The sequence below is a fragment of the Pseudomonas sp. B6(2017) genome, from assembly GCF_002112765.1.
Classification (GTDB): domain Bacteria; phylum Pseudomonadota; class Gammaproteobacteria; order Pseudomonadales; family Pseudomonadaceae; genus Aquipseudomonas; species Aquipseudomonas piscis.
This window is the reverse complement of record NZ_NEIQ01000022.1, coordinates 1-23,430: the sequence shown is the minus strand read 5'-3', so window position 1 is coordinate 23,430 and position 23,430 is coordinate 1. Positions and strand designations below refer to the sequence as shown.

The window sequence follows — 23,430 nt, the reverse complement described above, 5'->3', positions numbered from 1 at the left end:
CTGGTTTACGCACTGCGACTTAGGCATCAGGCGAGGGCTGTGCGACACTGCGGCTTTTCCGCGTTCAAGGAAGCCTGTGTGCAAATCGATCTGAACCAGCCTGATGCCCTGACTGCGCAAGCGGTGCGCCAATTGCTGGCTTCGGCCAGCGACAAGGTCCACACCCAATTGCGCGTGAGCAAGAGCGGTATTGCCTATATTTCCTCGGGAGTGGTGGGCGGGGCTCAGATCGATAACGTGCTGTTTCGCCTGGAGACCTGGGCTGCTGGCTCCGGTTACGTAGGGGAAGTGGCCGCCAGTGATGAGGCCTGGGTGATGCAGGTCCTCAGTGCGCTCAAGCAGAACTGGCCGAAGCCGGCATTCGACTACATCGATATCTACTGAGCGTCATTCATATCCAGTGACGATTGTCTGCTGAAACCGGAAGGTTGGCTGAGGCAGACTTGCCCGCCCTGTTCCGTGGGGCAAAATGCCACTTCGTTTTGCAACCAAACGCAAAATCGGCTGTCGCACGATCTCTGTATATTTTAAAAAGGAGGCTTCATGCCTTGGAAGTTCGCTTCATTCGCAACCTTGTTGGCAGTCGCAGTCCTGGGTGGCTGCAGTACCGGCGGGTCGACCAAGGAACCCGTGGCCGCAGCCGAGGCTGGGCATACTCGTTGTGAAGCAACCGCCGCCGAATTCGCCATCGGCAAGAAGGCTTCTGCGGAGCTGCTCGAGCAAGCCCGAACCCGTGCTGGTGCGCAGTACGCGCGCTTCCTCAAGCCCAACGACATGATTACGCTGGAGTACCGCTCCGATCGCCTGAACCTCAATACCGACGCCGATCTGGTGGTCACTCGGGTCAATTGCGGCTAAGGCTGCAGCTTTACCCGCCCACAAAAAACCCCGTCACATGGACGGGGTTTTTTTAGCTCGCTGAGAAATTACTCAGGACGAACTTGTGCAGCTTGCATACCCTTTTGGCCTTTCTCAGCCACGAAGGAAACGGTCTGGCCTTCTTTCAGGCTTTTGAAACCGTCGGATTCGATAGCTTTGAAGTGTACGAACAGGTCGTCACCGCCACCTTGAGGAGTGATGAAACCGAAGCCTTTTTCATCGTTGAACCATTTTACGGTGCCGGTTTGGCGATTAGACATGGTGTATCTCCAAGAAACATATATTTTCAGTAGTGCTGTGTTGCTCAGGCCAACTGGGCACACCGGGCTATCATAGTCGAAATGTTCGGCTTGGGAGCCCCCTGCAGAGGCTGTTTACCTGGTGCTTTGGTGAGTTTTTCTGCTTGGGTTGGCTGCAGGCCCCGGTTTAAGGGGCTCCCGTTGGAAAACAAGCGGTGATAAAAAAACCGTAAAAGCTGCATTTCGGTGGAGGAAGGCCGCGTTTCAGCCTGCTTGGCTAGCGTCGATGCGGCCGTTCCCGCTCCTGGCGGTGTCGGGTTACTTGGTCACCCGGCACGCGGCAATGGCATCGAGTGCCCGGGTGCGCAGGTCGGCGCTGGGTTGCTTGGTCTTGCTCATCAGCTCCTTGATTTCCTCGGTAGTGAACTTTTCATTCAGCTTTTCGGCACCACAGGCGCAATGCTGCTCGGCGCTTTTGGCATCGATGCTCTGGCTGGCCGCTGCGGTGCAGTCCTTCATGTAGTCCGCACGGGCACCGGCTGGCCAGGCGGCCTGGGCGCTCAGGGGCAGCAGCAGGGCGAACGGAGCGGCTAGGGCAAGCAGGTTGGTGAGGCGCATGGGTCGATTTCTCCTGAAGTCGGTAGCAAAGACGACGATTCTCGGGGCATTTGAGGGCTGGCGTACATGCCAAGTTCACTTTCTTCAATAAAAGACCGGAAACTGCAAATTGCGAAGTTTGCTGCGCGATGATTGTGATTTTTCTGTGCTAGCATGCCCGGCTTGGGTGTTTTCAGGCTTTGGATGTTTCACTTTCCCTCGCGGTCGATACCTTTTTTTGATTTGAATTCCAGTCACTCTGGTTCGTCCCTGGCAGGCCGAAAGGTCTCTGCCACTGTGAGGCAGGCTTTCCCGTGGGAAAGGCAGGGCGGATCTTGTACTGGCTCATCCCAACCCACGTGACCTTTGGTAGGGGTCACCACTAGGAGAGGAGGCGCCATGCCCACTATTACTCTTCCCGATGGCAGTCAACGTTCGTTCGACAAGGCCGTATCCGTAGCCGAAGTCGCCGCCTCGATCGGCGCCGGCCTGGCCAAGGCCACCCTGGCAGGCAAGGTCGATGGCAAGCTGGTCGATGCTTGCGACCTGATCGAACACGATGCCACTTTGCAGATCATCACCCCCAAAGATGAAGAGGGACTGGAGATCATCCGTCACTCGTGCGCCCACTTGATCGGCCACGCGGTGAAGCAGTTGTATCCGACCGCCAAGATGGTGATCGGCCCGGTGATCGACGAAGGCTTCTATTACGATATCGCCTACGAGCGTCCTTTCACTCCGGACGACCTGGCCGCCATCGAGCAGCGCATGCATCAGCTGATCGACAAGGACTACGATGTCATCAAGAAGATGACTCCGCGCGCGCAAGTCATCGACGTGTTCCAGAACCGTGGCGAAGACTACAAGTTGCGCCTGGTGGAGGACATGCCCAACGAAACTGCCATGGGCCTGTATTATCACGAAGAATATGTCGACATGTGCCGCGGTCCGCACGTGCCGAACACGCGTTTCCTCAAGGCTTTCAAGCTGACCAAGCTGTCGGGTGCCTACTGGCGCGGTGATGCCAAGAATGAGCAGTTGCAGCGCGTTTATGGCACCGCCTGGGCCGACAAGAAGCAGTTAGCTGCCTATATCCAGCGTATCGAAGAAGCCGAAAAGCGCGACCATCGCAAGATCGGCAAGCAACTGGACCTGTTCCACCTGCAGGAAGAAGCGCCAGGCATGGTGTTCTGGCACGCCAACGGCTGGACCATCTACCAGGTACTCGAGCAGTACATGCGCAATGTGCAGCGCGAAAACGGTTATCTTGAGATCAAGACCCCGCAAGTCGTCGACCGTATCCTTTGGGAACGTTCCGGTCACTGGTCAAACTACGCCGAGAACATGTTCACCACGTCCTCGGAAAGTCGTGACTACGCGGTCAAGCCGATGAACTGCCCATGCCACGTACAGGTGTTCAACCAGGGCCTGAAGTCCTACCGTGACCTGCCACTGCGTCTGGCCGAGTTCGGTGCCTGCCACCGTAACGAGCCGTCTGGCGCCCTGCACGGCATCATGCGCGTGCGTGGTTTCGTCCAGGACGATGCGCACATTTTCTGCACCGAAGAACAGGTGAAGAAAGAAGCCGCTGACTTCATCAAGCTGACTTTGGACGTCTACAAGGACTTCGGCTTCAGCGACATCGCGATGAAACTGTCGACTCGTCCGGTCAAGCGCGTGGGTTCCGAAGAGCTGTGGGATCGCGCCGAGGGTGCCTTGGCCGATGCCTTGAACGAGTCCGGCCTGGAGTGGGAATACCAACCGGGAGAGGGTGCGTTCTACGGTCCGAAGATCGAGTTCACCCTGCGTGACTGTCTCGGCCGTAACTGGCAGTGTGGTACTCTGCAGTACGATCCAAACCTTCCAGAGCGTCTGGATGCCAGCTATATCGCCGAAGATAACAGCCGTGTTCGCCCAGTGATGTTGCATCGAGCGATCCTGGGTTCGTTCGAGCGTTTCATCGGCATGCTGATCGAGCATTACGCAGGTGTGTTCCCGGCTTGGCTGGCGCCAACCCAGGCGGTGATCATGAATATCACCGACAAACAGGCCGATTTCGCCCTCGAGGTGGAAAAAACACTCAACCAAAGCGGATTTCGTGCCAAGTCCGACTTGAGAAATGAAAAGATCGGCTTTAAAATCCGCGAGCATACTTTGCTCAAGGTTCCCTATCTCTTGGTTATTGGAGATCGGGAGGTCGAGATGCAGACTGTCGCTGTGCGTACCCGTGAAGGTGAAGACCTGGGCTCGATGCCTGTCGCCCAATTCTCGGCGTTGCTCGCACAAGCGGTTTCCCGGCGTGGTCGCCAAGATTCGGAGTAATTACTATTAAGCGTGATATGAGACAAGATAAACGAGCTGCACCGAAGGCCCCGATCAACGAGAATATCTCGGCACGCGAGGTTCGGTTAATTGGCGCTGACGGCGAGCAGATTGGCATCGTCTCGATTGATGAAGCGCTCCGTATAGCTGAAGAAGCCAAACTGGATCTGGTGGAAATTTCCGCCGACGCAGTCCCGCCTGTTTGCCGGGTGATGGACTACGGCAAGTCGATCTTCGAAAAGAAGAAACAGCTTGCTGCCGCGAAGAAGAACCAGAAGCAGATTCAGGTTAAAGAAATCAAGTTTCGTCCAGGGACGGAGGAAGGGGATTACCAGGTAAAACTACGCAACCTGGTACGTTTCCTGAGTGACGGGGACAGGGCCAAGGTTTCCTTGCGATTCCGCGGCCGTGAGATGGCCCACCAGGAGCTGGGGATGGAACTCCTCAAGCGGGTTGAAACTGACCTGCAAGAGTACGGTTCGGTCGAACAGCATCCTAAGATGGAAGGACGCCAGCTGATCATGGTCATCGCCCCGAAAAAGAAGAAGTAATCAACAGGGCACGGCAGGCCTTCTGATTATGTTTATCAATTGAATGCGGAGTATCCGAACATGCCAAAGATGAAAACCAAAAGCGGTGCTGCTAAGCGGTTTCTGAAAACTGCTAACGGTATCAAGCACAAGCACGCTTTCAAGAGCCACATCCTGACCAAAATGTCGACCAAGCGTAAGCGTCAACTGCGCGGTAGCAGCTTGCTGCATCCGTCTGACGTGGCAAAAGTCGAGCGCATGCTGCGCCTTCGTTAATTTTTGGATCAAGAATAGAGGAAGTAACTCATGGCTCGTGTAAAGCGTGGCGTCATTGCCCGTAAGCGTCACAAGAAAATTCTGAAACTTGCTAAAGGCTACTACGGTGCTCGTTCGCGCGTATTCCGTGTTGCCAAGCAAGCGGTAATCAAGGCAGGCCAATACGCCTACCGTGACCGTCGTCAGAAAAAACGTCAGTTCCGCGCTCTGTGGATCGCTCGTATCAACGCTGGTGCTCGTACCAACGGTCTGTCCTACAGCCGTCTGATCGCCGGTCTGAAAAAGGCGTCCATCGAGATCGACCGTAAGGTTCTGGCTGATCTGGCAGTGAACGAAAAAGCGGCGTTTGCTGCGATTGTCGAGAAAGCTAAAGCCACCTTGGCTTAAGTACCCCCGACAGTCACCCGGGCTCACCTTCGTGGGCTCTGGTGTTAAACGTCATAAATAGGGGAAGAGCCTTCAAGCTCTTCCCCTATTTTGTATCTGGAGTCTGTACATGGAAAACCTGGATGCGCTGGTTTCTCAAGCACTTGAGGCCGTGCAACACGCTGAAGACATCAATGCCCTGGAACAGATCCGGGTTCACTTCCTTGGCAAGAAGGGCGAGCTGACTCAGGTGATGAAGACCCTGGGCAACCTGCCGGCCGAAGAGCGCCCGCAGGTCGGTGCGCTGATCAACGTTGCCAAGGAGCGTGTGACAGAGGTTCTCAATGCTCGCAAAGCGGCTTTCGAGGAGGCGGAACTCAGCGCCAAGCTCGCCGCCGAGTGCATTGATGTGACCCTGCCGGGCCGTGGCCAGACCTCTGGTGGCCTGCACCCGATCACGCGGACCCTGGAGCGTATCGAGCAGTTCTTCACCCATATCGGCTTCGGCATCGCCGAAGGCCCCGAGGTCGAAGACGATTATCACAACTTTGAAGCGCTCAACATCCCAGGCCACCATCCGGCCCGGTCGATGCATGACACCTTCTATTTCAATGCGAACATGCTGCTGCGCACCCATACCTCGCCGGTACAGGTCCGCACCATGGAATCGCAGCAGCCGCCGATTCGCATCGTCTGCCCAGGCCGTGTGTATCGCAGCGACTCCGATATCACCCACTCGCCGATGTTCCACCAGGTCGAAGGCCTGCTGGTGGATCGTGGGATCAATTTCGCCGACCTGAAGGGCACCATCGAGGAGTTCTTGCGGGTGTTCTTCGAGAAAGAACTGGCTGTGCGTTTCCGTCCTTCCTACTTCCCATTCACCGAACCATCCGCTGAAGTCGATATGGAATGCGTGATGTGCAGTGGCAAGGGTTGCCGCGTCTGCAAGCAGACCGGATGGCTGGAAGTGATGGGTTGCGGCATGGTTCACCCCAACGTGCTGCGTATGTCCGGGATCGATCCGGAAGAATTCCAGGGCTTTGCCTTCGGCATGGGCGCCGAGCGTCTGGCCATGCTGCGTTACGGTGTCAATGACTTGCGCCTGTTCTTCGACAACGACTTGCGGTTCCTTGCGCAATTTCGCTAGTCGCGCGTCCGTAACGAATCTATTAGGAGAGCAGGATGAAATTCAGTGAACAATGGCTGCGCGGTTGGGTTAGCCCGCAGGTAAGTCGTGACGAGCTGGTCGCTCGTCTGTCCATGGCTGGCCTTGAGGTGGACAGTGTTACGCCAGCCGCCGGTGACTTCAGTGGTGTGGTCGTGGGTGAGGTGCTAAGTACCGAGCAGCACCCTGACGCCGACAAACTGCGGGTCTGCCAAGTCAGCAACGGAGCCGAGACTTTCCAGGTTGTCTGCGGTGCGCCGAACGTGCGCCCCGGCCTGAAGGTCCCTTTCGCGATGATCGGTGCCCAGCTGCCCGGCGACTTCAAGATCAAGAAGGCCAAGCTGCGTGGCGTCGAGTCCAACGGCATGCTGTGTTCCCAGGCGGAGCTGCAGATCGGTGAAGGCAACGATGGCTTGATGGAGTTGCCGGCTGACGCGCCAGTGGGTGAGGACATTCGTGCCTACCTGAGCCTGGACGATGCCAGTATCGAAGTCGACCTGACCCCAAACCGCGGTGACTGCCTGTCGTTGGCCGGTATTGCACGCGAAGTTGGTGCCCTTTATGCGGCCAAGGTGCAGCGTCCGGAAGTCAAGGCAGTTCCTGCAGTGCACGATGAAGTACGTCCAGTTGACGTGTTGGCGCCAGCAGCCTGCCCGCGTTACCTGGGGCGGGTGATCCGTAACGTGGACCTGTCCAAGCCGACCCCGCTGTGGATGGTCGAGCGCCTGCGACGTGCCGAAGTCCGCAGCATCGATGCTGCAGTGGATATCACCAACTACGTGATGCTTGAATTAGGTCAGCCGCTGCATGCGTTCGACCTGGCCGAGATCAACGGTGGCATTCGCGTACGCATGGCTGAAGAAGGCGAGAAGCTGGTATTGCTCGATGGTCAGGAAGTGGCCCTGCGCAGCGATACCCTGGTGATCGCCGACCATACCCGTGCCCTGGCGATTGCCGGTGTGATGGGTGGCGAGCATAGTGGCGTCACCACCAAGACTCGCGATGTATTTTTGGAAAGCGCATTCTTCGACCAGATCGCCGTGGCTGGCAAAGCCCGTTCCTACGGCCTGCATACCGATGCTTCCCATCGTTATGAGCGTGGCGTGGATTGGCAGTTGGCCCGTGAGGCCATGGAGCGTGCTACTGGCCTGCTGCTGGAAATCACCGGCGGCGAAGCCGGCCCGATCATCGAAACCGTCAGCGAGCAACATTTGCCATTGGTGGCGCCTGTCACCCTGCGGGCCGAGCGCATCAGCCAAATGCTGGGCATGGAGCTCGAAGGTTCCGAGGTCGAGCGCCTGCTCACCGCGTTGGGGCTGACGGTAGCTGCCGATGGGGCAGGGCAGTGGCGCGTTGATGTGCCGAGTCATCGTTTCGATATCAGCCTCGAGGTCGATCTGATCGAGGAACTCGCACGCCTGTACGGTTACAACCGCTTGCCGGTTCGTTATCCGCAAGCCCGCCTGGCTCCTCAGGCCAAGGCCGAGGCGCAAGGCGACTTGCCGGCACTGCGGCGCCTGCTGGTGGCTCGTGGTTACCAGGAAGCCATCACCTACAGCTTCATCGATCCGAAACTGTTCGAACTGTTCAGCCCAGGTGTCGAGCCGTTGCTGTTGGCAAACCCGATTTCCGCCGACATGGCGGCCATGCGTTCGTCCCTGTGGCCAGGCTTGGTCAAGGCGCTTCAGCACAACCTGAACCGTCAGCAGGATCGCGTCCGCATGTTCGAAAGCGGCCTGCGGTTCGTTGGTCAGTTGGAAGGCCTGAAACAGCAGCAGATGCTGGCAGGTATCGTTTGCGGTACGCGGTTGCCTGAAGGTTGGGCGCAAGGCCGCGATGGCGTGGACTTTTTCGACGTCAAGGCAGATGTCGAGGCGGTGCTGGGCTTTGCCGGCGCTTTGGATGCGTTCACTTTCGTACCGGGCAAGCACTCTGCGCTGCATCCGGGCCAGACAGCACGCATCGAGCGCGATGGGCGTGAAGTGGGTTACCTGGGAGCCATTCATCCGGAACTGGCGAAGCAACTGGGGCTGGATCGCCCGGTTTTCGTGTTCGAACTGGTCCTGAGCGAAGTGGCCCAGGGTCGTTTGCCGAAGTTCCACGAGCTGTCGCGCTTCCCTGAAGTACGTCGTGACTTGGCCCTGCTGGCAGATCGTGACGTTGCCGCGAGTGCGGTCTTGGAGGTCATTCGCGAGAATGCTGGCGAGTGGCTGACCGACCTCAGGCTATTTGACGTGTATCAGGGTAAAGGCATTGATCCTCATAGAAAAAGCCTTGCCGTTGGCTTGACCTGGCAGCATCCATCGCGCACTCTTAATGATGATGAGGTGAACTCAGCGACGCAAAATATCCTCACCTCGCTCGAACAAAGGTTAAACGCCACGTTAAGGAAGTGACGTATGGGGGCTCTGACGAAAGCTGAAATGGCCGAACGTCTCTATGAAGAGCTGGGCCTGAACAAGCGCGAGGCCAAGGAATTGGTCGAGCTATTCTTTGAAGAAATCAGGCACGCTCTCGAAGATAACGAACAGGTCAAATTGTCCGGTTTTGGTAACTTCGATCTTCGCGATAAACGCCAGCGTCCTGGCCGGAACCCGAAGACAGGCGAAGAAATCCCGATCACGGCTCGCCGAGTCGTCACCTTTCGTCCAGGGCAGAAGTTGAAGGCCCGGGTTGAGGCTTATGCTGGAACCAAGTCATAACGACGAGCTCCCGGTTATCCCGGGCAAACGCTACTTCACCATTGGTGAGGTCAGCGAGCTCTGTGCGGTCAAACCGCATGTGCTGCGTTATTGGGAGCAGGAGTTTCCTCAACTCAACCCCGTTAAGCGCCGCGGAAATCGCCGGTATTATCAGCGCCAGGATGTGCTGATGATCCGGCAGATCCGCGCGTTGCTTTATGATCAGGGGTTCACCATCGGTGGCGCGCGCTTGCGCCTCTCCGGTGATGAAGCCAAAGACGATACTACCCAGTACAAGCAACTGATCCGTCAGATGATCTCCGAACTGGAAGATGTGCTCGTAGTACTCAAGAAATAATTCTCTGCTTTAAATACTTCCACTTTTCAAAAGGTTGCGGTATATTCCTCAGCGTTTCCTGAGAGGTGAAACAGGTTTCACGCCTAGTCGGGGCGTAGCGCAGTCCGGTAGCGCACTAGCATGGGGTGCTAGGGGTCGAGTGTTCGAATCACTCCGTCCCGACCATATTTTTCAATGACTTAGCCCAATCTTCACAGGTTGGGCTTTTTCATGCCCAGGGATTTTTGCGGGGGTTCAAACCGTTTTCCTCCTCAAGATGGTTAGTGCCGGCCCTCGCGAATCGGTCGCTGATACTTTATTCGCTGCCTCAATCAGATGCTGCAGCTCCGGGGTAGAATGGTGGCTCGTGATGCTGACGTTCTTGTTACTCAACAACGCTTTCCGATCTTCCTCTATCACGTTTGCTGCACGCAGCCTCTGCCAAAGGAGTGCTTCAAGTCGTGAATTCTGATTGATTTGAATCCAGGGTGCGTTGATGACTTATGGTCCTTCTCCCATTTGTCAGCTGCGCAGACCCTGGCTTTCTTCCAGGCCGATTCATTCATCCTATGCATTGCCGTTGGCCCGAACTGTTCAGGCTGTCCGTAGGGAAAGACCAGGTCATTGTGTAGCCCACGTTGCCCATCGATGATGTTCATCGCGATCGAATGCCACACCCTGTTTTCCGATGCGGATCTCAGTCAGGTGCGGCCTGACGGTGTTCTTGAATTCTTCTCTGCACATACCGAGGTATGCCGGAGCCTTCATTGCGTGATGAAGCGGGGCGCAAGCTCTACGGCCTGCGCTGCCTTTGTATTGGCCATAGGAATTCCTCGCCCGCCATCGCCGGCAGGCTTGCATTGTTGGGGGAAGGGTTACTCGCTGTACTGCTTGCGGATGCGTCTGGCGATGGCGTGAAGGTCATGGCTGCACCTCCAGGTCTCGCCGCACTTCACTGTACTTCTCGACGTGCCCGCATGGGTTCCAACAGGGCGCGGTTTGGTGCGGACATGACTATCTCCCGCCGCGCCGATGCGCAGCTGTGAAAGATGTGGGTTATTGGGCGAGGTGAACGGTGAGGGCAATGATCAGCATTGCAGTCGTGCAGAGGGCGAGAGCAGGGAAGGAGCTGCGCCAGCAGAGCAGGGCGATTGCGTCTCGACCAGGGACAGAAGCCGCTCGCGCAGGATGATCTTGGGGTTGGCCTGCTCCTTCTTGATGCCGTTTGCCTGGGCCACCTCGGAAAGGGACAGGCCATCGCGACGGAGTTTTGCGCAACGGATCGCCAACTGCTGGCCGCGCTTGTGCGCGCCGGCACCGCTCATTGCCGCTGCTCCAACTGAGCCACGCGATAGCGCAGCACCTGCCGTACCCGATCGCGGTAACCAGTCTCCGCATACTGTTCAACTGGCGGCCCGAAGAAACCTCGGCGCTCGCCCAGGTTATAGGCATCGCGCAGGTTGTGAGCGGTGATGTCTTCCAACTGCTCATCGATGAGCGACTTGACTGGGGATGTGGACATTCTGCCTCCTTGCGCTTTTGACAGACGTCCAAGCGCTTGCAGTAGTGGTTGAATTCATCAGTGGTGATTGCCCCATCAGTGAAGAGGCGAGTGATCAGGCCTTGCACCAGGACATCGATGCCGAGCTCACTGTCGGGATCGGCAACACCTTCGAGGGCCTGGTCGATGAGGATGCCTTAGGGCGCGGAGTCAGAGGAGGGGAGTAGGTACGACGGTGCCGGCGCGGGGAGGGAGCCCAGTGCCGGCAGACAGAGTGGCTTTGGTGATTGTGGCGAGCGTTACTCTACGCTGCACACCCAGCGATGGTTGTATCGGTATGGGGCGCGAATGAACGTCACGTCCGATAGGAGAACCATGCCTTTGCTCTTCAGGGTCTCGGTCAGTTCAACCAGTGTCTCTGCTTCGATAGTCATCGCTGTTACCTCGTCAGATTTACTGTACTCATAGTTGTGGACTGAACCCCTTCATGGGGAATTCAATTTTTCTATTCGGGTGATTGAGGGCTTCGCAATTGATTTGCGAGGCGCCCTGATCGGCAGCGGCAATCGCTTGGTGCAGCTTCAGAACAAGATGTGCAGGCAGGCTCAGAATAGGCCCTGAGCTTTCAAGGCTGCCTTCCGGCAAGGTTTTGATCAGCTCTTGTGCCGCGGTGCGGATGGCTTCAAGCGTGGAGTCGTTGGCTCGTGCATCGATCCAGCCGTTACCTTTGACTTACCGGTGGCCTTGGCCTTTTGCAGTTCACCGCCGAGCACCTTGCCCGCTTCCTCGCCGCGCTGGCGCACTACCTGTACCGCAGTTGTAGCGGATACCTGGCCCGAGGCGACAAGTTGTTGAACGCCTATGTTGGCATTGCCGAGCGTCATCACTTGTTTGACGTGCTGGCGGGTCTTGCCGACCTTCTTTGCGATGTGATCAGCCGTCCAGCCAAATGCTGTGAGCCGCTTGTAGCCGTACAGAACCCGGACATTGAGCCGGGTTTTTTAGTTGCTGTATTCGCTAATGAATCTGCGCCAGCCATAGGTAAAACGGCCAAATCATAAGTTAAAAATGACAGGTGAAAATTTCATTGAACGATTTGATGGCTCAACGCCTCTTAGCCGTCGGTGATTGCTTACACCTCTCATAATCAGTACTTATTGGTCATAAAATGAAGAAAATTCTGCTGGGTGCTTTACTGTTTTCCTGCGCGTCCTTTGGTGTGAATGCCGCGGAATTGTCAGGTGCGATTGGTGCCACTAGTCAAGGTGGCCTTACTGCCCGGGTAGGTATGGGTTTCGGTTGGGACAAGAGCTGGTTTGAGTCCAATACAGGACGCCTCACGGGCTACTGGGACGCGGGCTATACCTATTGGGAGGCGGGAGACGCTTCCGGTGGCGCGCACTCGCTGTCTTTCGCCCCGGTGTTCGTCTACGAGTTCGGTAGCGGCAACGTGAAACCATTCGTTGAGGCAGGTATTGGGGTGGCGGTGTTCTCCGGAACCTCCGCAGGTGACCAAGAGTTCGGTTCGGCGTTTAACTTCGAAGACCGCATCGGTGCTGGCCTGAAGATCGGCGAGACTCAGAAGGTCGGCATTCGTGCCACGCACTACTCCAACGCTGGTATCAAGCAGCCCAACGACGGTATCGAGTCGTACTCGCTGTTTTACAGCCATCAGATCTGAAACAGCAATTTCCCGAAATGCCCGCCTTGTGCGGGTATTTTGTTCCCAGGCCCTGGCATCCGCTGGGGCTTTTTCGTTTCTGGAGTGTCGATGACGAGACCAGGCCGGTCGGGTGAGGCCTTCTGACCGTGGATACGAACAGCCAGAATTAATACTGGTTGCATATACAGTATTTTGCTGAGATAGTAATTCCACTCCTCGGGTGTATCAGAAGCGAAACCCACTGCGTTGTTGGTGCTTACATTCTCGACCCGTGTGAAGGCCTTGAGCCTCGAGCAATCGCCCATGAGCGCCATACGCCCGATACAGAGGCCTGAACTTAAATCAGCTCAGTAACGGAGTTTAAAATGGAAAACGCGAACTCAGCCTCTCAAACCTTGCAAGATCTTTGGACTCAATTGGAACCGGTGGATAACACCGGCATGCTTAGGCGCGTGGTTTTTGCGGACGGCAAGTTTTATGCGGCTGGTGGCAACGGTCTTCCCACAACCACCCAGCTTGTCAGCGGAGGCGCGACTGGTACAGCGTGGACCAAGCTTAAGGGCGTCGTCACCTCTGATAGCGGAAAGGTCCTCAACGACCTTTACTGGAACGGTCTTGGGACACAGCTTCAAGCCCTTTCTCAATCCGGCAATGTGGCCTATGGCAGCACAGCACGCCCTGAAAGGGCTTGGACAGACATTACAGCAACTGTTCGCGCGTCCGGAGACTTGCAAGGCATTGTGTATTATCAGCCAATTAACGGCAGCAACACGACCTGGATACTGGTTGGGTCTAACGGTAAAGTCTTTTCCCGTTATGGCGATTGGTCAGGCCAGGTGGAGCGCACTACGACCTTCACTTCTAGCGAGACTGTGTACTGCGTCAACGTCATTGGCGTTTTTGTGTTGGTTGCGGGATCGAATGGGAAGCTGCTTAGCGCTGTGAAGATGGCGACGAATGATTCGCAATCATTTTCGACCAGAACCAGCACCTTCGGCACTAGCACCATCCTTTCCATGAAGCTTTGCAACGGGAAAATGTTTATCGTTGGTGCGGATGGCAAGATGGCATATTCATCCGATGGGCTTACCTGGACTGCTGTTGGAGATACCAGTTTCGGTGGAACCATCATCCGCGACATTGCTTACGGTAATGGCAAGTATGTAGCTGTCGGCGACGGCGGCAAGACAGCTGTTTCCGAGGATGGGATCGGCTGGGTTCAGCAGGCCAACACTTTCGCAGGAACCGATATCCGGAGCGTCGCCTACGGCAACGGCAATTTTGTAGCTGTTGGTGCAGGCGGCAAGATTGCTTACTGGACTCCATGATCTTCTATCTCCCTGCGTAATAGAGCCCAGCCGTCGCGCTGGGCTTTTTCATTTCTGATTCAGGCTCGCCACATCCAGGGTGGCCCTTCGGGGGATGCCTGGACGCGGATAAGTCGGTAGTGCAGCGCTACGGAAAAACACCGGCAGCCCATGCATTCTGACCTCACATGCTTGTGGAGAGGTGCGATCGATGCGATAGGGCGTCCGCGCCGGGAGCGTTATCGGTAGAGTGAGATTTCTAGGGATGGGAAATAGCGCATGAAATACTGGTTGCATGAACAGTATTTTGTTGAGATAGTCATTCCATTCCTCGGACGCACAGGATGTGGAAATCAGCTCGATATAGGGGCTGACCTACAGGTGTCTGAGTGAAGGCCTTGAGCCTCGAACCATCGCCATTGAGCGACATGAAAGCGGAATCCTCCGCGCCAAGTCATTCAACTCAATAGGTGATTAATTTGAACTTTGTAAAGGTCGGTAAGAATCATGTGTGCATAGGCCCGTTGAAGGGCGTTGTGCAGGTTATTGCTCCCTCGCAGAACACTGCAGGTATCACAATCAACACTTCATGCATCGCGGTAGGTAAGGGATCAGTGAACATGGTGTCAGGTACCTTTCCGCCAACCTCTACCGCAGACTTCCGTCAGCCAGTCATTTTCGGCGCAAACGGTAACGCGGCCGAGGGGCATTCCTACGAGGCCTTTATGCCATACCCGCTATTCCTTCCGGCAGGCCAGGGTTTGTGGGTTGTCGGCGAGCCTAACGGCATTTCTTCGATTTCGTTGACCTGGGACGTTTTGGGGTGATGGTGCAGCCCTACATGTGCTGTGGGGCAGGGATTACGTCCTGCTTTAAAGCTGGGCTTTTCCTTTTCTAAAGCATCAATGGTTCGACCTGAGCCAGTTCGGGCATAGCGTCATGGATGTTGCTACGGACACTCAATATTTATAATGTCTGTATATCCAGTATTTTGCTGAGATAGTAATTTCACTCCTCGGGTATATCAGAAGTGAAACCCACTGCGTTGTTGGTGCTTATCTTCTCGACCCGTGTGAGGGCCTTGAGCCTCGAGCAATCGCCTTTGAGCGACATGAAAGCGGAATTTTCCGCAAACAATCATTCGACTCAATAGGTGAAAAATGAGTGCAATAAAAATTGGTAAGCACTTCGGTAACGTATTTCCGAAGGATGTTGTGCAAATCGTTTCGCCCAGTCAGAACGTAAACGGTCTGACCATTCAAACAGCTTATATCGATCCTGCCGACGGGTACGTCAACCTTTATGCCTCGGAGACTGCTCCTGCCGGTGCCGGTGACGCCAATACTCGCATTATCTTCTGCGGCAACGGCCCTGCTGTCGCAACCAGCCATTCCCTAATCACGCTTCCAGAACCATTGCTTGTGCCAGCTGGCCTGGGGCTTTGGGTTACTGCCGGCTCTAGGGTCGCAGGAGCCAGCGCTACTGGGTCGATAGCCATCACTTGGGACTTGGTTGCATAAAGGCTAGATGTAGCCACTGGCCTGGCCATATGCCGGGCCTTTTTGTCTTTGGGTTCCTACTAAATCTGCAACAGCCTTTTTTACTGTGCCCATGGAGTCGAGCGCATGGAGTTTCTGTACCGCCTGCTCGACAGGCTTGATACCTGGTTTACCGCAGGATTGGTTGGTGCGTTCGCCGCGAGCTGGTGGCACCGCGATGACCTAGTGGACCGAAAGGCCTGGGCCGTCTTCATTTTCTCGGGTGCTGTATGCGCCCATTACCTGACCGGACTGGTGAGCGCTTACCTGGGAGTGGTTGAGCCCCGCAGCGTTGCCGGCATCGGTTTTCTGCTCGGCACCTTTGGTGGCTCATTGATCGCTGCCATTACCCGGGCAATCAAAGCTGCTGACCTTTGGGCGTTCATTCGTTCGAAGTTCGGGGGAGGTGGCGCGTGATCCTGGAGCACGTTGCAACCTGGTCGGCTGGACTGATTGCGCTTTGGGCGACCTGGTGCTGCTTGAGCGGGAAGGTCCGCGACGGGGTGCTGGGGAAGTTGATCTACGCGACTATCGCGCTGAGCGGGTACGCGCTTCTGGTGCGCAACGACAGGCTGATCATGTCCCAGTCGGTGGCAGAGGCGACCTTGTACGCCTCCCTGGCCCTTGCTGGCTTTCGGCATGTCTTCATGGTCACCTACTGGCAGCGGGTCAAGGTCTGGCTGTGCCGGGCTCTGAACTGCGAGCACTGCCTGCGCTGTGACAAGGCGCCAGGCGGGATCGACCAGCGGGCCAAGTAAGTTGCGACACGTTTCGCGGTTTAGCAAGTTGTGTCGCGACACTGGCATCAGGATGAGCAGCGTTTTTGGCAGAAGCTACAAGCTCACCAAGTAAAGCTTCCTGCACATCTCCCATGCGAAGTTTCCACTAACCCTTATGGCCTTGTCGTCTCTGCCGTGTGGAATTAATACGTCTTGTACACCGCCGAGAGCTGTTCGATAGTCGGAAGGATCCGTCTCCGGCGGAACATTACGGCTCAGATGCGGCAAAAAGCCATTCTGCTGAAGCAGCTCAGAAGATTGAATCAGTCTTTCTTTTGCATGGGATATGACTGATTCCCGCTTTTCCCCCTGTCTACTGAGGTACATGTTTGCTGCTACGTACTCACGAGCCGAGATGAGCAGTTCGTCTTCAGTTACTGTTTCCATAAAGCACTCCATAGGGGTCGTTTTACATTAGCAAGACCACAAACCTCGCGAACCAAGCAGCTGACCGGGCTAATGAGGCCCTCAATCGGGTAGCACCTTAGTCGCGCCACAGATAGACAGCTCATCACTCTGTGGCACGAGCAAGACTTCGCTGGCGTTAGGCGAGAGGCTGGTTCAGGCACCAAATGCCGAACATTGCGGCCTGGATACCAACGTAGGCGGTGACGTAGCGAGGTCGTTTGGCTCCCAGGTTAAGCAGGATCGGGCCGCCAAAAGTGAGCAGCAGGTACAGCAGGGCGTCATGTGGGTTGAGCATCTACATCTCCTCAGATTGATGAATGCCCAACCCATTGTTCACATATTGAAAGTGAGTGCTACTCAATGTGGGGTCACTTTCTCCGGGTGATGGGATTTGATGATGATCGCTTCTAGACCGATGCCGCCTGCCGATCTGCTTGAGTCGCTTTGGCCCGCCCTGCGCCCCGCCCCAGATGTGCGGGGCTGGATAGGCCAAGAGATCCTGTCCACTACTGGCCGCATCCACAACATAGACCATGCCCACCTACTGGATGCAGACATCCGGATCATGTGGGCATCATCGAGCTTCGAGAAGCAGGGTAGGACAGTTCTTGGCCAGGCCGAGCAGGTAGCTTTCCGCGCTGGTGGCTGGCAGAAAGCCCGGATGGAACAGCAGATGCGTGATTGGTTCGGTGAGGTACCGGCCTTCATCATTACCCTGGCCGCTGGCTACTGTGCTCAGTGCTCCGACGCTGAATTCTGTTCGCTGATTGAGCATGAGCTCTACCACATCGCCCAGGCGACCGATAAGTACGGCCAGCCAGCCTTCACCCAGGAAGGCGCACCCAAACTGAAGCTGCGCGGCCATGACGTCGAGGAATTCGTCGGAGTGGTCCGCCGCTACGGTGCGAGCCCTGACGTTCAAGCCCTGGTAGACGCTGCAAACAATCCTGCTGAGGTGGGGAAATTGAACATATCGAGGGCCTGCGGAACCTGTCTGCTCAAGTCGGCCTGATCCTTGACAGGACCTTGACGGAATAAACCCATATGGCAGCCCTGAAAGATGAGGTGAAGCGCTTCATTGTGCAGGCGTTGGCCTGCTTTGATACGCCCACGCAAGTAGTGCAGGCGGTCAAGGAAACCTTCGGGCTTGATGTAACCCGCCAGCAGTGTGAGTTGTACGACCCCACGAAGTACGCAGGACGTGATCTTGGGGTGAAGTGGCGGACAGTCTTCGAAGATACCCGCAAGCGATTTCGAGAGGACACGGCTGATATCCCGATCGCCAACCGCGCGTTTCGCCTCCGCGGCTTGGCCCGGATGGCCGAGAACATGCGCAACCTGGCGCTGACCGCTCAGCTGTATGAGCAGGCGGCCAAGGAATGCGGTGACATGTACGTCAACCGGGCCCGCAAGGAAGAGCCGGACGACGAGCCGCTGATCCCGACCCGCATCCAGGTCGATGTGGTGGATGCGAGGAAGCCGAATGCCGAGCCTTAACATTCCTCAGGCTCAGTTCCTCACGCTGCCCCACAAGTTCCGCGCTTTCGTTGCCGGCTTTGGATCTGGGAAGACCTGGGTAGGTTGCTCCGCGCTGAGCAAACACTTCATGGAGTGGCCAGGCGTCAACGCTGGCTACTTCGCGCCAACCTATCCGCAGATTCGGGACATCTTCTATCCAACCATGGATGAAGTGGCCTATGACTGGGGCCTGAAGACCAAGATCAACCAGGCGAACCATGAGGTTCATATTTACAGCGGCCGGCAATGCCGCGGCACTGTGATCTGCCGGTCGATGGAGAAGCCACAGACCATCGTCGGCTTCAAGATCGGCCATGCCCTGGTGGATGAGCTGGACGTGCTGACGTCGGTCAAGGCGCAGCAGGCCTGGCGCAAGATCATTGCCCGGATGCGCTACAACCTGCCGGGCCTGAAGAACGGGGTGGACGTCACCACGACGCCCGAGGGCTTCAAGTTCGTCTTCCAGCAGTTCGTGAAGCAATTGCGCGACAAGCCGGCGCTCAAGGAGATGTATGGCCTGGTCCAGGCCAGCACCTTCGACAACGAGCTGAACCTGCCCGACGACTACATCCCGTCGCTGATGGAGTCGTACCCCGAGCAACTGATCAGGGCTTACCTGAACGGCCAGTTCGTCAACCTGACGTCCGGATCGATCTACCACGCCTACGATCGCAAGCTGAACCAGTGCTTCGACACGGTCCAGGCTGGCGAGCCGCTGTTTATCGGCATGGACTTCAACGTCGGCAAGATGGCGGCGATCACCCACGTCAAACGTGACCAGGGGCTGCCCAGGGCGGTCGATGAGCTGATCGATGGCTACGACACGCCGGATATGATCCGCCGCATCAAGGAGCGCTACTGGCAGCACGACGGCAACGATTTCAAGAAGACGTGCGAGATCAGGATCTACCCGGACGCCTCGGGCGACTCGCGCAAGTCGGTCAACGCCAGCATGACGGACATCGCCATGCTCAAGCAGGCCGGTTTCTCGGTCATCGCGCCGGCGGCCAACCCGCCAGTCAAGGACCGAATTAACGCCATGAACGCCATGTTCTGCAATGCCCAGGGCGAGCGGCGGTACCTGGTAAATCCGTTTACCTGCCCGACCTATGCCGATGGCCTGGAACAGCAGGTATGGGCGGCCAATGGCGAGCCCGACAAGTCACAAGGAAACGACCACGCCAACGATGCCGGCGGGTACTTCATCCACAAAGAGTTCCCGATCGTGAAACCGGTCACCTCGCTGAATATGGGATTCGCCCGATGACAGACGTCACCTTCACCCGCCCCGAGTACGACGCGGCGCGAAACCGCTGGCGCTTGGTGCGCGATGTCTGCAAGGGCTCAGAAACCATCAAGGCCGCCGGCGAGCGATATCTGCCGCGGCCCAATGCTCACGATATGAGCAAGGAGAACCAGGAGCGCTACGTTGGCTACAAGCAGCGGGCCGTGTTCTACAACGCCACCGGCCGAACCAAGCACAGCCTGGTGGGCGCCGTATTCCGTACTTGGCCGACGTTGACGGTCCCGGGCGCGCTCGACTACGTGGCTAAGGATGTCGACGGCCAGGGCGTGAGCATCTATCAGCAGTCCCAGTCAGTGATTGGGCACCTGCTTGAGGTAGGGCGTCACGGGCTATTGGTGGACTACCCGCAAGTTGACGGGCAGGCGGTGAGTATTGCCGATATGGCGTCTGGCCGTGTCCGATCGACGATCAGCAGCTACCCGACGGAAGCGATCAAGAACTGGAAGACCCGCAAGGTCGGTGGACAGCACCTCCTGAGCCTGGTGGTGCTGGAGGAGAAGGTTGATGTCGACACTGATGATGGCTTCGGCAGCAAGCAGGTAACCCAGTATCGCGTGCTGCGTCTGGATGCAGATGGAAACTACACCCAGGAGGTGTGGGAAGAGGGCTCGGGTCAGGCCTCTATGGTCACAGCACCTTTCACCCCGTTGAACGGCGCAGGCCAGCGGTGGAGGGGGGTCCCCTTCCAGTTCCTGGGAAGCGAGAACAACGACGCGAGCATCGATGATTCTCCGTTGTACGACATGGCCGAGATCAACATCGCGCACTACCGCAACAGCGCTGACTACGAGGATGCGGCTTACCTGATGGGCCAGCCCCAGGTTTACATGGCAGGCCTCAGTGAGCAGTGGGTGAAGATGCTGGAAGAGAAGGGGATCTACTTCGGTTCCCGGGCCATTCTGCCTCTGCCTCAGAACGGCACCGCCGGCATTCTCCAGGCCCAGGCCAACACAATGATCAAGGAGGCCATGGACACCAAGGAGGATCAGTTGATCGCCCTCGGCGCCAGGCTGATCGAGCGTGGTAGTGCGGTGAAGATCGCCACCCAGGCCGACAACGACAGTGCCGCTGAGCATAGCGTGCTGTCCTTAATCGTGAGCAACGTCAGCGAGGCCTATTCGCAGTGCCTGGAATGGATGGGCGAGTTCCTGAATGTCGTCGGCGAATCGCTCTACAAGCTGAACCAAGACTTCACGCAGATCAGCCTCGACCCCGCGATCCTTGTTGCATTGTTCAACGCAGTGCAGGGCGGCCGGCTGCGTGAGGCTGACTTCTGGCAATACCTGCGCGACCGTGGCGTCATCGACCAGGTTCAGCGCGCTGTTCGCCGAGGGCGCTACACGGGCTTCTGTCGGAGATGCTGGCGCGCGGCAGGTAAGGGCGGACCTCAGCTATTACGACTGGCTCAAGCAGCAGCCGGCGGCGTTTCAGGACAATGCCATCGGAGCAGTGCGGGCGAGGCTATTCCGCGAAGGCGGCCTGAGCATCGAACGATTCTCCGAGCTGCAGCTTGATCGTAACTTTTCACCTTTGGCCCTTGTTCAGATGAAGGCTCTTGAGCCTTTAGCTTTCTTCAGGGCTAACATCTGAAATGCAAGCGACACGTCTTTTTTCGAAAAAGCGATCGGAATCATGGAAGAGCTCCATCCATTTGTCGACAAAACCGTCAAAGCTTTTGAATGCAACGGAACGCTCCTCCTCCTTCCCGTAAAGCAGAGTCTCTATGTTCTTAGAGAGTGCAATTCCAGCACGTCCTAATTTCGAGTCCGCGTAGGCGCCAAGTCTCCAAGCGCTATCGGCAATAGGTAGAGCCTCAGCTACCAGCTCTGGGTGCTTCGTTTCATAGTTTTTTGAGTCCATCGGGTCCAAGAGTTTGGCGCGAAAATGGCCTATGGAAACCAGAAAAGCTTCGCCCTTGGTGCGTAGCAGGGCTTGATCTACATCCACTCGTGCTTGGCAGTACTTAACCACGTTGGCCTTAGCGGTCTGCGACGCCGTCAAGATTGACACCAGCGGAGTTGAAAGCGTGCCAATTAGGGTGATAAGCGCGGTCACGATCACTATCGGAACGGTCTTCGCATTGCTTGAGGATTCGGTCATCGAGAGATCCTTTTCAAATGAGTCGCGGATCGTAAGCGCTTATCCATTTTCGATAAACAGCTAGAAGTTGTTGGTTGCTTTTATTCCTAAGCAGGCACGGCCTGCACCTATGTCTCCGGGAGGCACCCCATGCTGAAATTCCAACTGGATACCCTGGAAGGGGTAGACGAATCCGTGCGTGCTTTTTACACCGAGAAGGATGGCAAGTACGTCCTGGGCATTGAAGGGTTGCCTCAACCTGCAGATGTATCCGGCCTGAAATCGAAAGTTGAAGAGCTGCTGGCCGAGAAGAAGTCCGAAGCCGACAGCGCAAGGCTGCTGAAGAGCAGGCTCGCCTGGTGCGTGAAGAAGTACTGCGTAAATCAGGCAACGTCGAAGAACTCGAGAAGTCCTGGTCCGAAAAGTACAGCCGCCGCGAGGCAGAGCTGGCCGGTCAGCTGGAGTCGCAACACAACACTTTGTAGGGCCAGATCCGGGATCTGACCGTAGGCCGTACCGCTACCGAGATCGCAACTACCTACTTCGACATGGTCGACCAAGCCATCACCGAGAAGGTCTACGAAGATGCCGGCGTGGTCATCTACGGTGGCCAGCCAGGGACCATGGGCAAGCCGGTTCTGGTGTCGGACACCATCCCGACCGAGACCATCTTCGGCCTACAGGCTGGGGCGATCAAAATCACCGAATCCCAAGCCCCTGGCTTCCGTTCGTACCCTATCAACACCCAGGAAAACTTGGCGATGGGCTTCCGCGCCGAGGGCACTTTCAACCTGGGCCTGCTGGATTACAGCTGGAAGGACGCCACTGGCGGTGTGAACCCGAACCTGGCCGCGATCGGCGCCGGTGCCAACTGGACCAAATACGCCACCAGCGACAAGGTCACTGCCGGCGTTCTGAATGATCTGTCCGCGCCTTAATCAGCGCCTTCCTCAGCAAGCGGTTCGTATTGAGCCGCTTTGGAGATACCCATGGAATTGACTTACTCTGCACAAACCACGGACTTCGGTCCCGATAAGCGCTATCGCAACCCGCAGTACTTCGATAAGCCAGAGAACGGTGTGACCAAGGTCACTATTGTGGGTGAGACCGGCCGTGGTTGAGGCTTACAAGGCCATCCAGGTCGAGGTCGATGTTGTCGAGCCCGGCGGTGCAGCTGAAACTGACCCGGCCAAAATGGACGTGGCAGATCTGCGTGATTGGCTCACTGCTCAGGGCATCGAGTTTGATCCGAAGGCCCCGAAAGCCGAAATTATGAAACTCATTCCAGCGAGCTGATTTATGGCACTCATAGTCGAGGATGGCACCGGCAAGCCTGACGCCGAAAGCTATGCATCCGCTGAGGACCTGGCCATGTACGCCGTGAAGTTCGGCGTGAACATCCCAGCGGAGGTGCCCGCGCAGGAATCGCTGCTTCGTCGGGCAGCTCTGGCAATGGGTCGACGAATCGTTAGAGATTTATAACCGCAAGCGGCCACATCAGGCCTTGAAATACAAAACGCCCGATGTGGTGCATCGGGCGTTTTGAGTGTGAAACAGGTGTAAATCTATTTCAGGACTAGACCCTGCTTTCAAAAAAGCCCCTTGAGCCAGGGGCTGTTTGCTTATCGGCATCAGCGCATCATCGGCCCATCTGGATGATGGTCTGCATGATGGTGCTCTGGGTGGAGATGGTCTTGGCGTTCGCCTGGTAGTTGCTCTGGGCCTTGATCAGGTTCACCAACTCGTTGGTCAGGTTGACGTTGGACTCTTCCAGGGAGTTGGACTGGATCGCGCCCAAGGTGCCGGTCTTGGGTGCGTCATAACCCGGGATACCCGAGGCGTAGGTTTCCTTCCACTGGGTACCACCGATCGGCTGCAGGCCCTGTTCGTTGGTGAAGCTGGCCAGGGAGATCTGGCCGATCGGCTTGGTCTGCTCGTT

General features: G+C 56.7%; 30 protein-coding genes, 1 tRNA gene and 5 pseudogenes. 27 read left to right on the top strand and 9 right to left on the bottom strand.

Annotated elements, in window-relative coordinates; all coding sequences use genetic code 11:
- Positions 1-78 precede the first annotated feature (78 nt).
- Positions 79-384 (top strand): hypothetical protein, encoded by a 306-nt coding sequence (locus tag CAG11_RS28610; protein WP_085599451.1) that lies wholly within the window; start codon positions 79-81, stop codon positions 382-384.
- 159 nt (positions 385-543) lie between these two features.
- Positions 544-858: an I78 family peptidase inhibitor gene (locus CAG11_RS28605; protein ID WP_022643537.1), complete on the top strand. Its 315-nt coding sequence runs from the start codon at positions 544-546 to the stop codon at positions 856-858.
- Positions 859-926: 68 nt separating this feature from the next.
- Here CAG11_RS28605 and CAG11_RS28600 read toward each other — a convergent pair whose 3' ends face one another.
- Together CAG11_RS28600 and CAG11_RS28595 are read right to left on the bottom strand one after the other, a co-directional pair.
- On the bottom strand, positions 927-1,139 hold the full coding sequence (locus tag CAG11_RS28600; RefSeq protein WP_003179963.1) for a cold-shock protein: 213 nt from the start codon (positions 1,137-1,139) through the stop codon (positions 927-929).
- Positions 1,140-1,436: 297 nt separating this feature from the next.
- Positions 1,437-1,736 carry a hypothetical protein gene (locus CAG11_RS28595; protein ID WP_085599449.1) on the bottom strand — a complete coding sequence of 100 codons (300 nt, stop codon included), beginning with the start codon at positions 1,734-1,736 and terminating at the stop codon, positions 1,437-1,439.
- 378 nt (positions 1,737-2,114) lie between these two features.
- Between CAG11_RS28595 and thrS the strand changes: the two genes are divergently transcribed.
- The 9 genes from thrS to CAG11_RS28550 all read left to right on the top strand — a co-directional run bounded on the left by thrS (position 2,115) and on the right by CAG11_RS28550 (position 9,578).
- Positions 2,115-4,037, top strand: a complete 1,923-nt coding sequence (gene thrS / locus CAG11_RS28590) for a threonine--tRNA ligase (RefSeq protein ID WP_085599447.1) — start codon at positions 2,115-2,117, stop codon at positions 4,035-4,037.
- Positions 4,037-4,588: a translation initiation factor IF-3 gene (gene infC / locus CAG11_RS28585; RefSeq protein ID WP_172681693.1), complete on the top strand. Its 552-nt coding sequence runs from the start codon at positions 4,037-4,039 to the stop codon at positions 4,586-4,588. Before thrS ends, infC begins: the two co-directional genes overlap by 1 nt.
- A 60-nt stretch (positions 4,589-4,648) precedes the next feature.
- Positions 4,649-4,843, top strand: coding sequence for a 50S ribosomal protein L35 (gene rpmI / locus CAG11_RS28580; protein ID WP_002553160.1), 195 nt, complete (start codon positions 4,649-4,651; stop codon positions 4,841-4,843).
- A gap of 30 nt (positions 4,844-4,873) precedes the next feature.
- Positions 4,874-5,230, top strand: coding sequence for a 50S ribosomal protein L20 (rplT, locus tag CAG11_RS28575; RefSeq protein WP_016963673.1), 357 nt, complete (start codon positions 4,874-4,876; stop codon positions 5,228-5,230).
- 109 nt (positions 5,231-5,339) lie between these two features.
- Entirely contained in the window at positions 5,340-6,356 is a 1,017-nt protein-coding gene (gene pheS / locus CAG11_RS28570) for a phenylalanine--tRNA ligase subunit alpha (protein WP_053138173.1), read from the top strand.
- A 35-nt stretch (positions 6,357-6,391) separates the two neighbouring features.
- Positions 6,392-8,770 (top strand): phenylalanine--tRNA ligase subunit beta, encoded by a 2,379-nt coding sequence (gene pheT / locus CAG11_RS28565; protein ID WP_085599445.1) that lies wholly within the window; start codon positions 6,392-6,394, stop codon positions 8,768-8,770.
- Between the two features lie 3 nt (positions 8,771-8,773).
- Positions 8,774-9,076 (top strand): integration host factor subunit alpha, encoded by a 303-nt coding sequence (ihfA, locus tag CAG11_RS28560; RefSeq protein ID WP_002553164.1) that lies wholly within the window; start codon positions 8,774-8,776, stop codon positions 9,074-9,076.
- The gene (locus CAG11_RS28555) at positions 9,057-9,413 is read left to right on the top strand and encodes a MerR family transcriptional regulator (RefSeq protein WP_007920509.1); all 357 of its coding nucleotides are present in this window, start codon (positions 9,057-9,059) and stop codon (positions 9,411-9,413) included. Before ihfA ends, CAG11_RS28555 begins: the two co-directional genes overlap by 20 nt.
- 88 nt (positions 9,414-9,501) lie before the next feature.
- Positions 9,502-9,578: transfer RNA gene (locus CAG11_RS28550), tRNA-Pro, on the top strand.
- Between the two features lie 69 nt (positions 9,579-9,647).
- Here the strand turns inward: CAG11_RS28550 and CAG11_RS34230 are convergent.
- The 3 genes and pseudogenes from CAG11_RS34230 to CAG11_RS28535 form a co-directional block, all read right to left on the bottom strand.
- Positions 9,648-10,069 (bottom strand): annotated as a pseudogene (locus CAG11_RS34230) (site-specific integrase); the annotation flags it as partial.
- A 411-nt stretch (positions 10,070-10,480) separates the two neighbouring features.
- Positions 10,481-10,717: a hypothetical protein gene (locus tag CAG11_RS28540; protein ID WP_085599443.1), complete on the bottom strand. Its 237-nt coding sequence runs from the start codon at positions 10,715-10,717 to the stop codon at positions 10,481-10,483.
- On the bottom strand, positions 10,714-10,914 hold the full coding sequence (locus CAG11_RS28535; protein WP_085599441.1) for a hypothetical protein: 201 nt from the start codon (positions 10,912-10,914) through the stop codon (positions 10,714-10,716). The genes CAG11_RS28540 and CAG11_RS28535 overlap by 4 nt, the downstream gene beginning before the upstream one ends.
- A 731-nt stretch (positions 10,915-11,645) precedes the next feature.
- On the opposite strand from CAG11_RS28535, the gene CAG11_RS33700 reads away from it, so the two are divergent.
- From CAG11_RS33700 to CAG11_RS28495, 6 genes are all read left to right on the top strand, one after another.
- A complete protein-coding gene (locus CAG11_RS33700; RefSeq protein ID WP_158091448.1) occupies positions 11,646-11,954 on the top strand; it encodes a hypothetical protein in 309 nt (102 codons plus the stop codon).
- 107 nt (positions 11,955-12,061) lie between these two features.
- A complete protein-coding gene (locus CAG11_RS28520) occupies positions 12,062-12,574 on the top strand; it encodes an acyloxyacyl hydrolase (RefSeq protein WP_085599435.1) in 513 nt (170 codons plus the stop codon).
- A 347-nt stretch (positions 12,575-12,921) separates the two neighbouring features.
- Positions 12,922-13,884, top strand: a complete 963-nt coding sequence (locus CAG11_RS28510; protein ID WP_085599431.1) for a hypothetical protein — start codon at positions 12,922-12,924, stop codon at positions 13,882-13,884.
- A gap of 1,139 nt (positions 13,885-15,023) precedes the next feature.
- Positions 15,024-15,383, top strand: a complete 360-nt coding sequence (locus CAG11_RS28505; RefSeq protein ID WP_083457012.1) for a hypothetical protein — start codon at positions 15,024-15,026, stop codon at positions 15,381-15,383.
- A gap of 105 nt (positions 15,384-15,488) precedes the next feature.
- Entirely contained in the window at positions 15,489-15,818 is a 330-nt protein-coding gene (locus tag CAG11_RS28500) for an MFS transporter (RefSeq protein WP_085599429.1), read from the top strand.
- Positions 15,815-16,159, top strand: coding sequence for a hypothetical protein (locus CAG11_RS28495; RefSeq protein ID WP_085599427.1), 345 nt, complete (start codon positions 15,815-15,817; stop codon positions 16,157-16,159). The genes CAG11_RS28500 and CAG11_RS28495 overlap by 4 nt, the downstream gene beginning before the upstream one ends.
- A 75-nt stretch (positions 16,160-16,234) precedes the next feature.
- On the opposite strand, the gene CAG11_RS28490 is transcribed toward CAG11_RS28495, so the two are convergent.
- Positions 16,235-16,567 (bottom strand): hypothetical protein, encoded by a 333-nt coding sequence (locus CAG11_RS28490; RefSeq protein ID WP_085599425.1) that lies wholly within the window; start codon positions 16,565-16,567, stop codon positions 16,235-16,237.
- A 157-nt stretch (positions 16,568-16,724) separates the two neighbouring features.
- On the bottom strand, positions 16,725-16,883 hold the full coding sequence (locus CAG11_RS33695) for a hypothetical protein (protein ID WP_158091447.1): 159 nt from the start codon (positions 16,881-16,883) through the stop codon (positions 16,725-16,727).
- A 102-nt stretch (positions 16,884-16,985) separates the two neighbouring features.
- Between CAG11_RS33695 and CAG11_RS28485 the strand changes: the two genes are divergently transcribed.
- The 4 genes from CAG11_RS28485 to CAG11_RS28470 are packed head-to-tail and all read left to right on the top strand — an operon-like array spanning position 16,986 to position 20,926.
- The gene (locus tag CAG11_RS28485; protein ID WP_177409190.1) at positions 16,986-17,600 is read left to right on the top strand and encodes a putative metallopeptidase; all 615 of its coding nucleotides are present in this window, start codon (positions 16,986-16,988) and stop codon (positions 17,598-17,600) included.
- Positions 17,601-17,632: 32 nt separating this feature from the next.
- Positions 17,633-18,085, top strand: coding sequence for a DUF2280 domain-containing protein (locus tag CAG11_RS28480; protein ID WP_085599423.1), 453 nt, complete (start codon positions 17,633-17,635; stop codon positions 18,083-18,085).
- Positions 18,072-19,373: a terminase large subunit domain-containing protein gene (locus tag CAG11_RS28475; protein ID WP_085599421.1), complete on the top strand. Its 1,302-nt coding sequence runs from the start codon at positions 18,072-18,074 to the stop codon at positions 19,371-19,373. Before CAG11_RS28480 ends, CAG11_RS28475 begins: the two co-directional genes overlap by 14 nt.
- Positions 19,370-20,926 carry a DUF4055 domain-containing protein gene (locus CAG11_RS28470; RefSeq protein ID WP_256578754.1) on the top strand — a complete coding sequence of 519 codons (1,557 nt, stop codon included), beginning with the start codon at positions 19,370-19,372 and terminating at the stop codon, positions 20,924-20,926. Before CAG11_RS28475 ends, CAG11_RS28470 begins: the two co-directional genes overlap by 4 nt.
- Positions 20,927-20,975: 49 nt before the next feature.
- On the opposite strand, the gene CAG11_RS28460 is transcribed toward CAG11_RS28470, so the two are convergent.
- A complete protein-coding gene (locus CAG11_RS28460; protein ID WP_085599419.1) occupies positions 20,976-21,512 on the bottom strand; it encodes a hypothetical protein in 537 nt (178 codons plus the stop codon).
- A 129-nt stretch (positions 21,513-21,641) separates the two neighbouring features.
- Between CAG11_RS28460 and CAG11_RS28455 the strand changes: the two are divergent.
- The 6 genes and pseudogenes from CAG11_RS28455 to CAG11_RS28435 all read left to right on the top strand — a co-directional run.
- A pseudogene (locus CAG11_RS28455) lies at positions 21,642-21,973 on the top strand (hypothetical protein); the annotation flags it as partial.
- Between the two features lie 48 nt (positions 21,974-22,021).
- A pseudogene (locus tag CAG11_RS28450) lies at positions 22,022-22,429 on the top strand (major capsid protein); the annotation flags it as partial.
- Between the two features lie 51 nt (positions 22,430-22,480).
- Positions 22,481-22,612: a hypothetical protein gene (locus CAG11_RS34225; protein ID WP_256578753.1), complete on the top strand. Its 132-nt coding sequence runs from the start codon at positions 22,481-22,483 to the stop codon at positions 22,610-22,612.
- Positions 22,605-22,787 carry a hypothetical protein gene (locus CAG11_RS34220; protein ID WP_256578752.1) on the top strand — a complete coding sequence of 61 codons (183 nt, stop codon included), beginning with the start codon at positions 22,605-22,607 and terminating at the stop codon, positions 22,785-22,787. The genes CAG11_RS34225 and CAG11_RS34220 overlap by 8 nt, the downstream gene beginning before the upstream one ends.
- Positions 22,788-22,790: 3 nt before the next feature.
- Positions 22,791-22,946: pseudogene (locus tag CAG11_RS34575) on the top strand (DnaT-like ssDNA-binding protein); the annotation flags it as partial.
- Position 22,947: 1 nt separating this feature from the next.
- Positions 22,948-23,037, top strand: a pseudogene (locus tag CAG11_RS28435) (integrase core domain-containing protein); the annotation flags it as partial.
- 93 nt (positions 23,038-23,130) lie between these two features.
- Here CAG11_RS28435 and CAG11_RS28430 read toward each other — a convergent pair.
- A partial coding sequence (locus CAG11_RS28430; RefSeq protein ID WP_143494801.1) for a flagellar hook-basal body complex protein occupies positions 23,131-23,430 on the bottom strand: 300 nt, incomplete at its 5' end.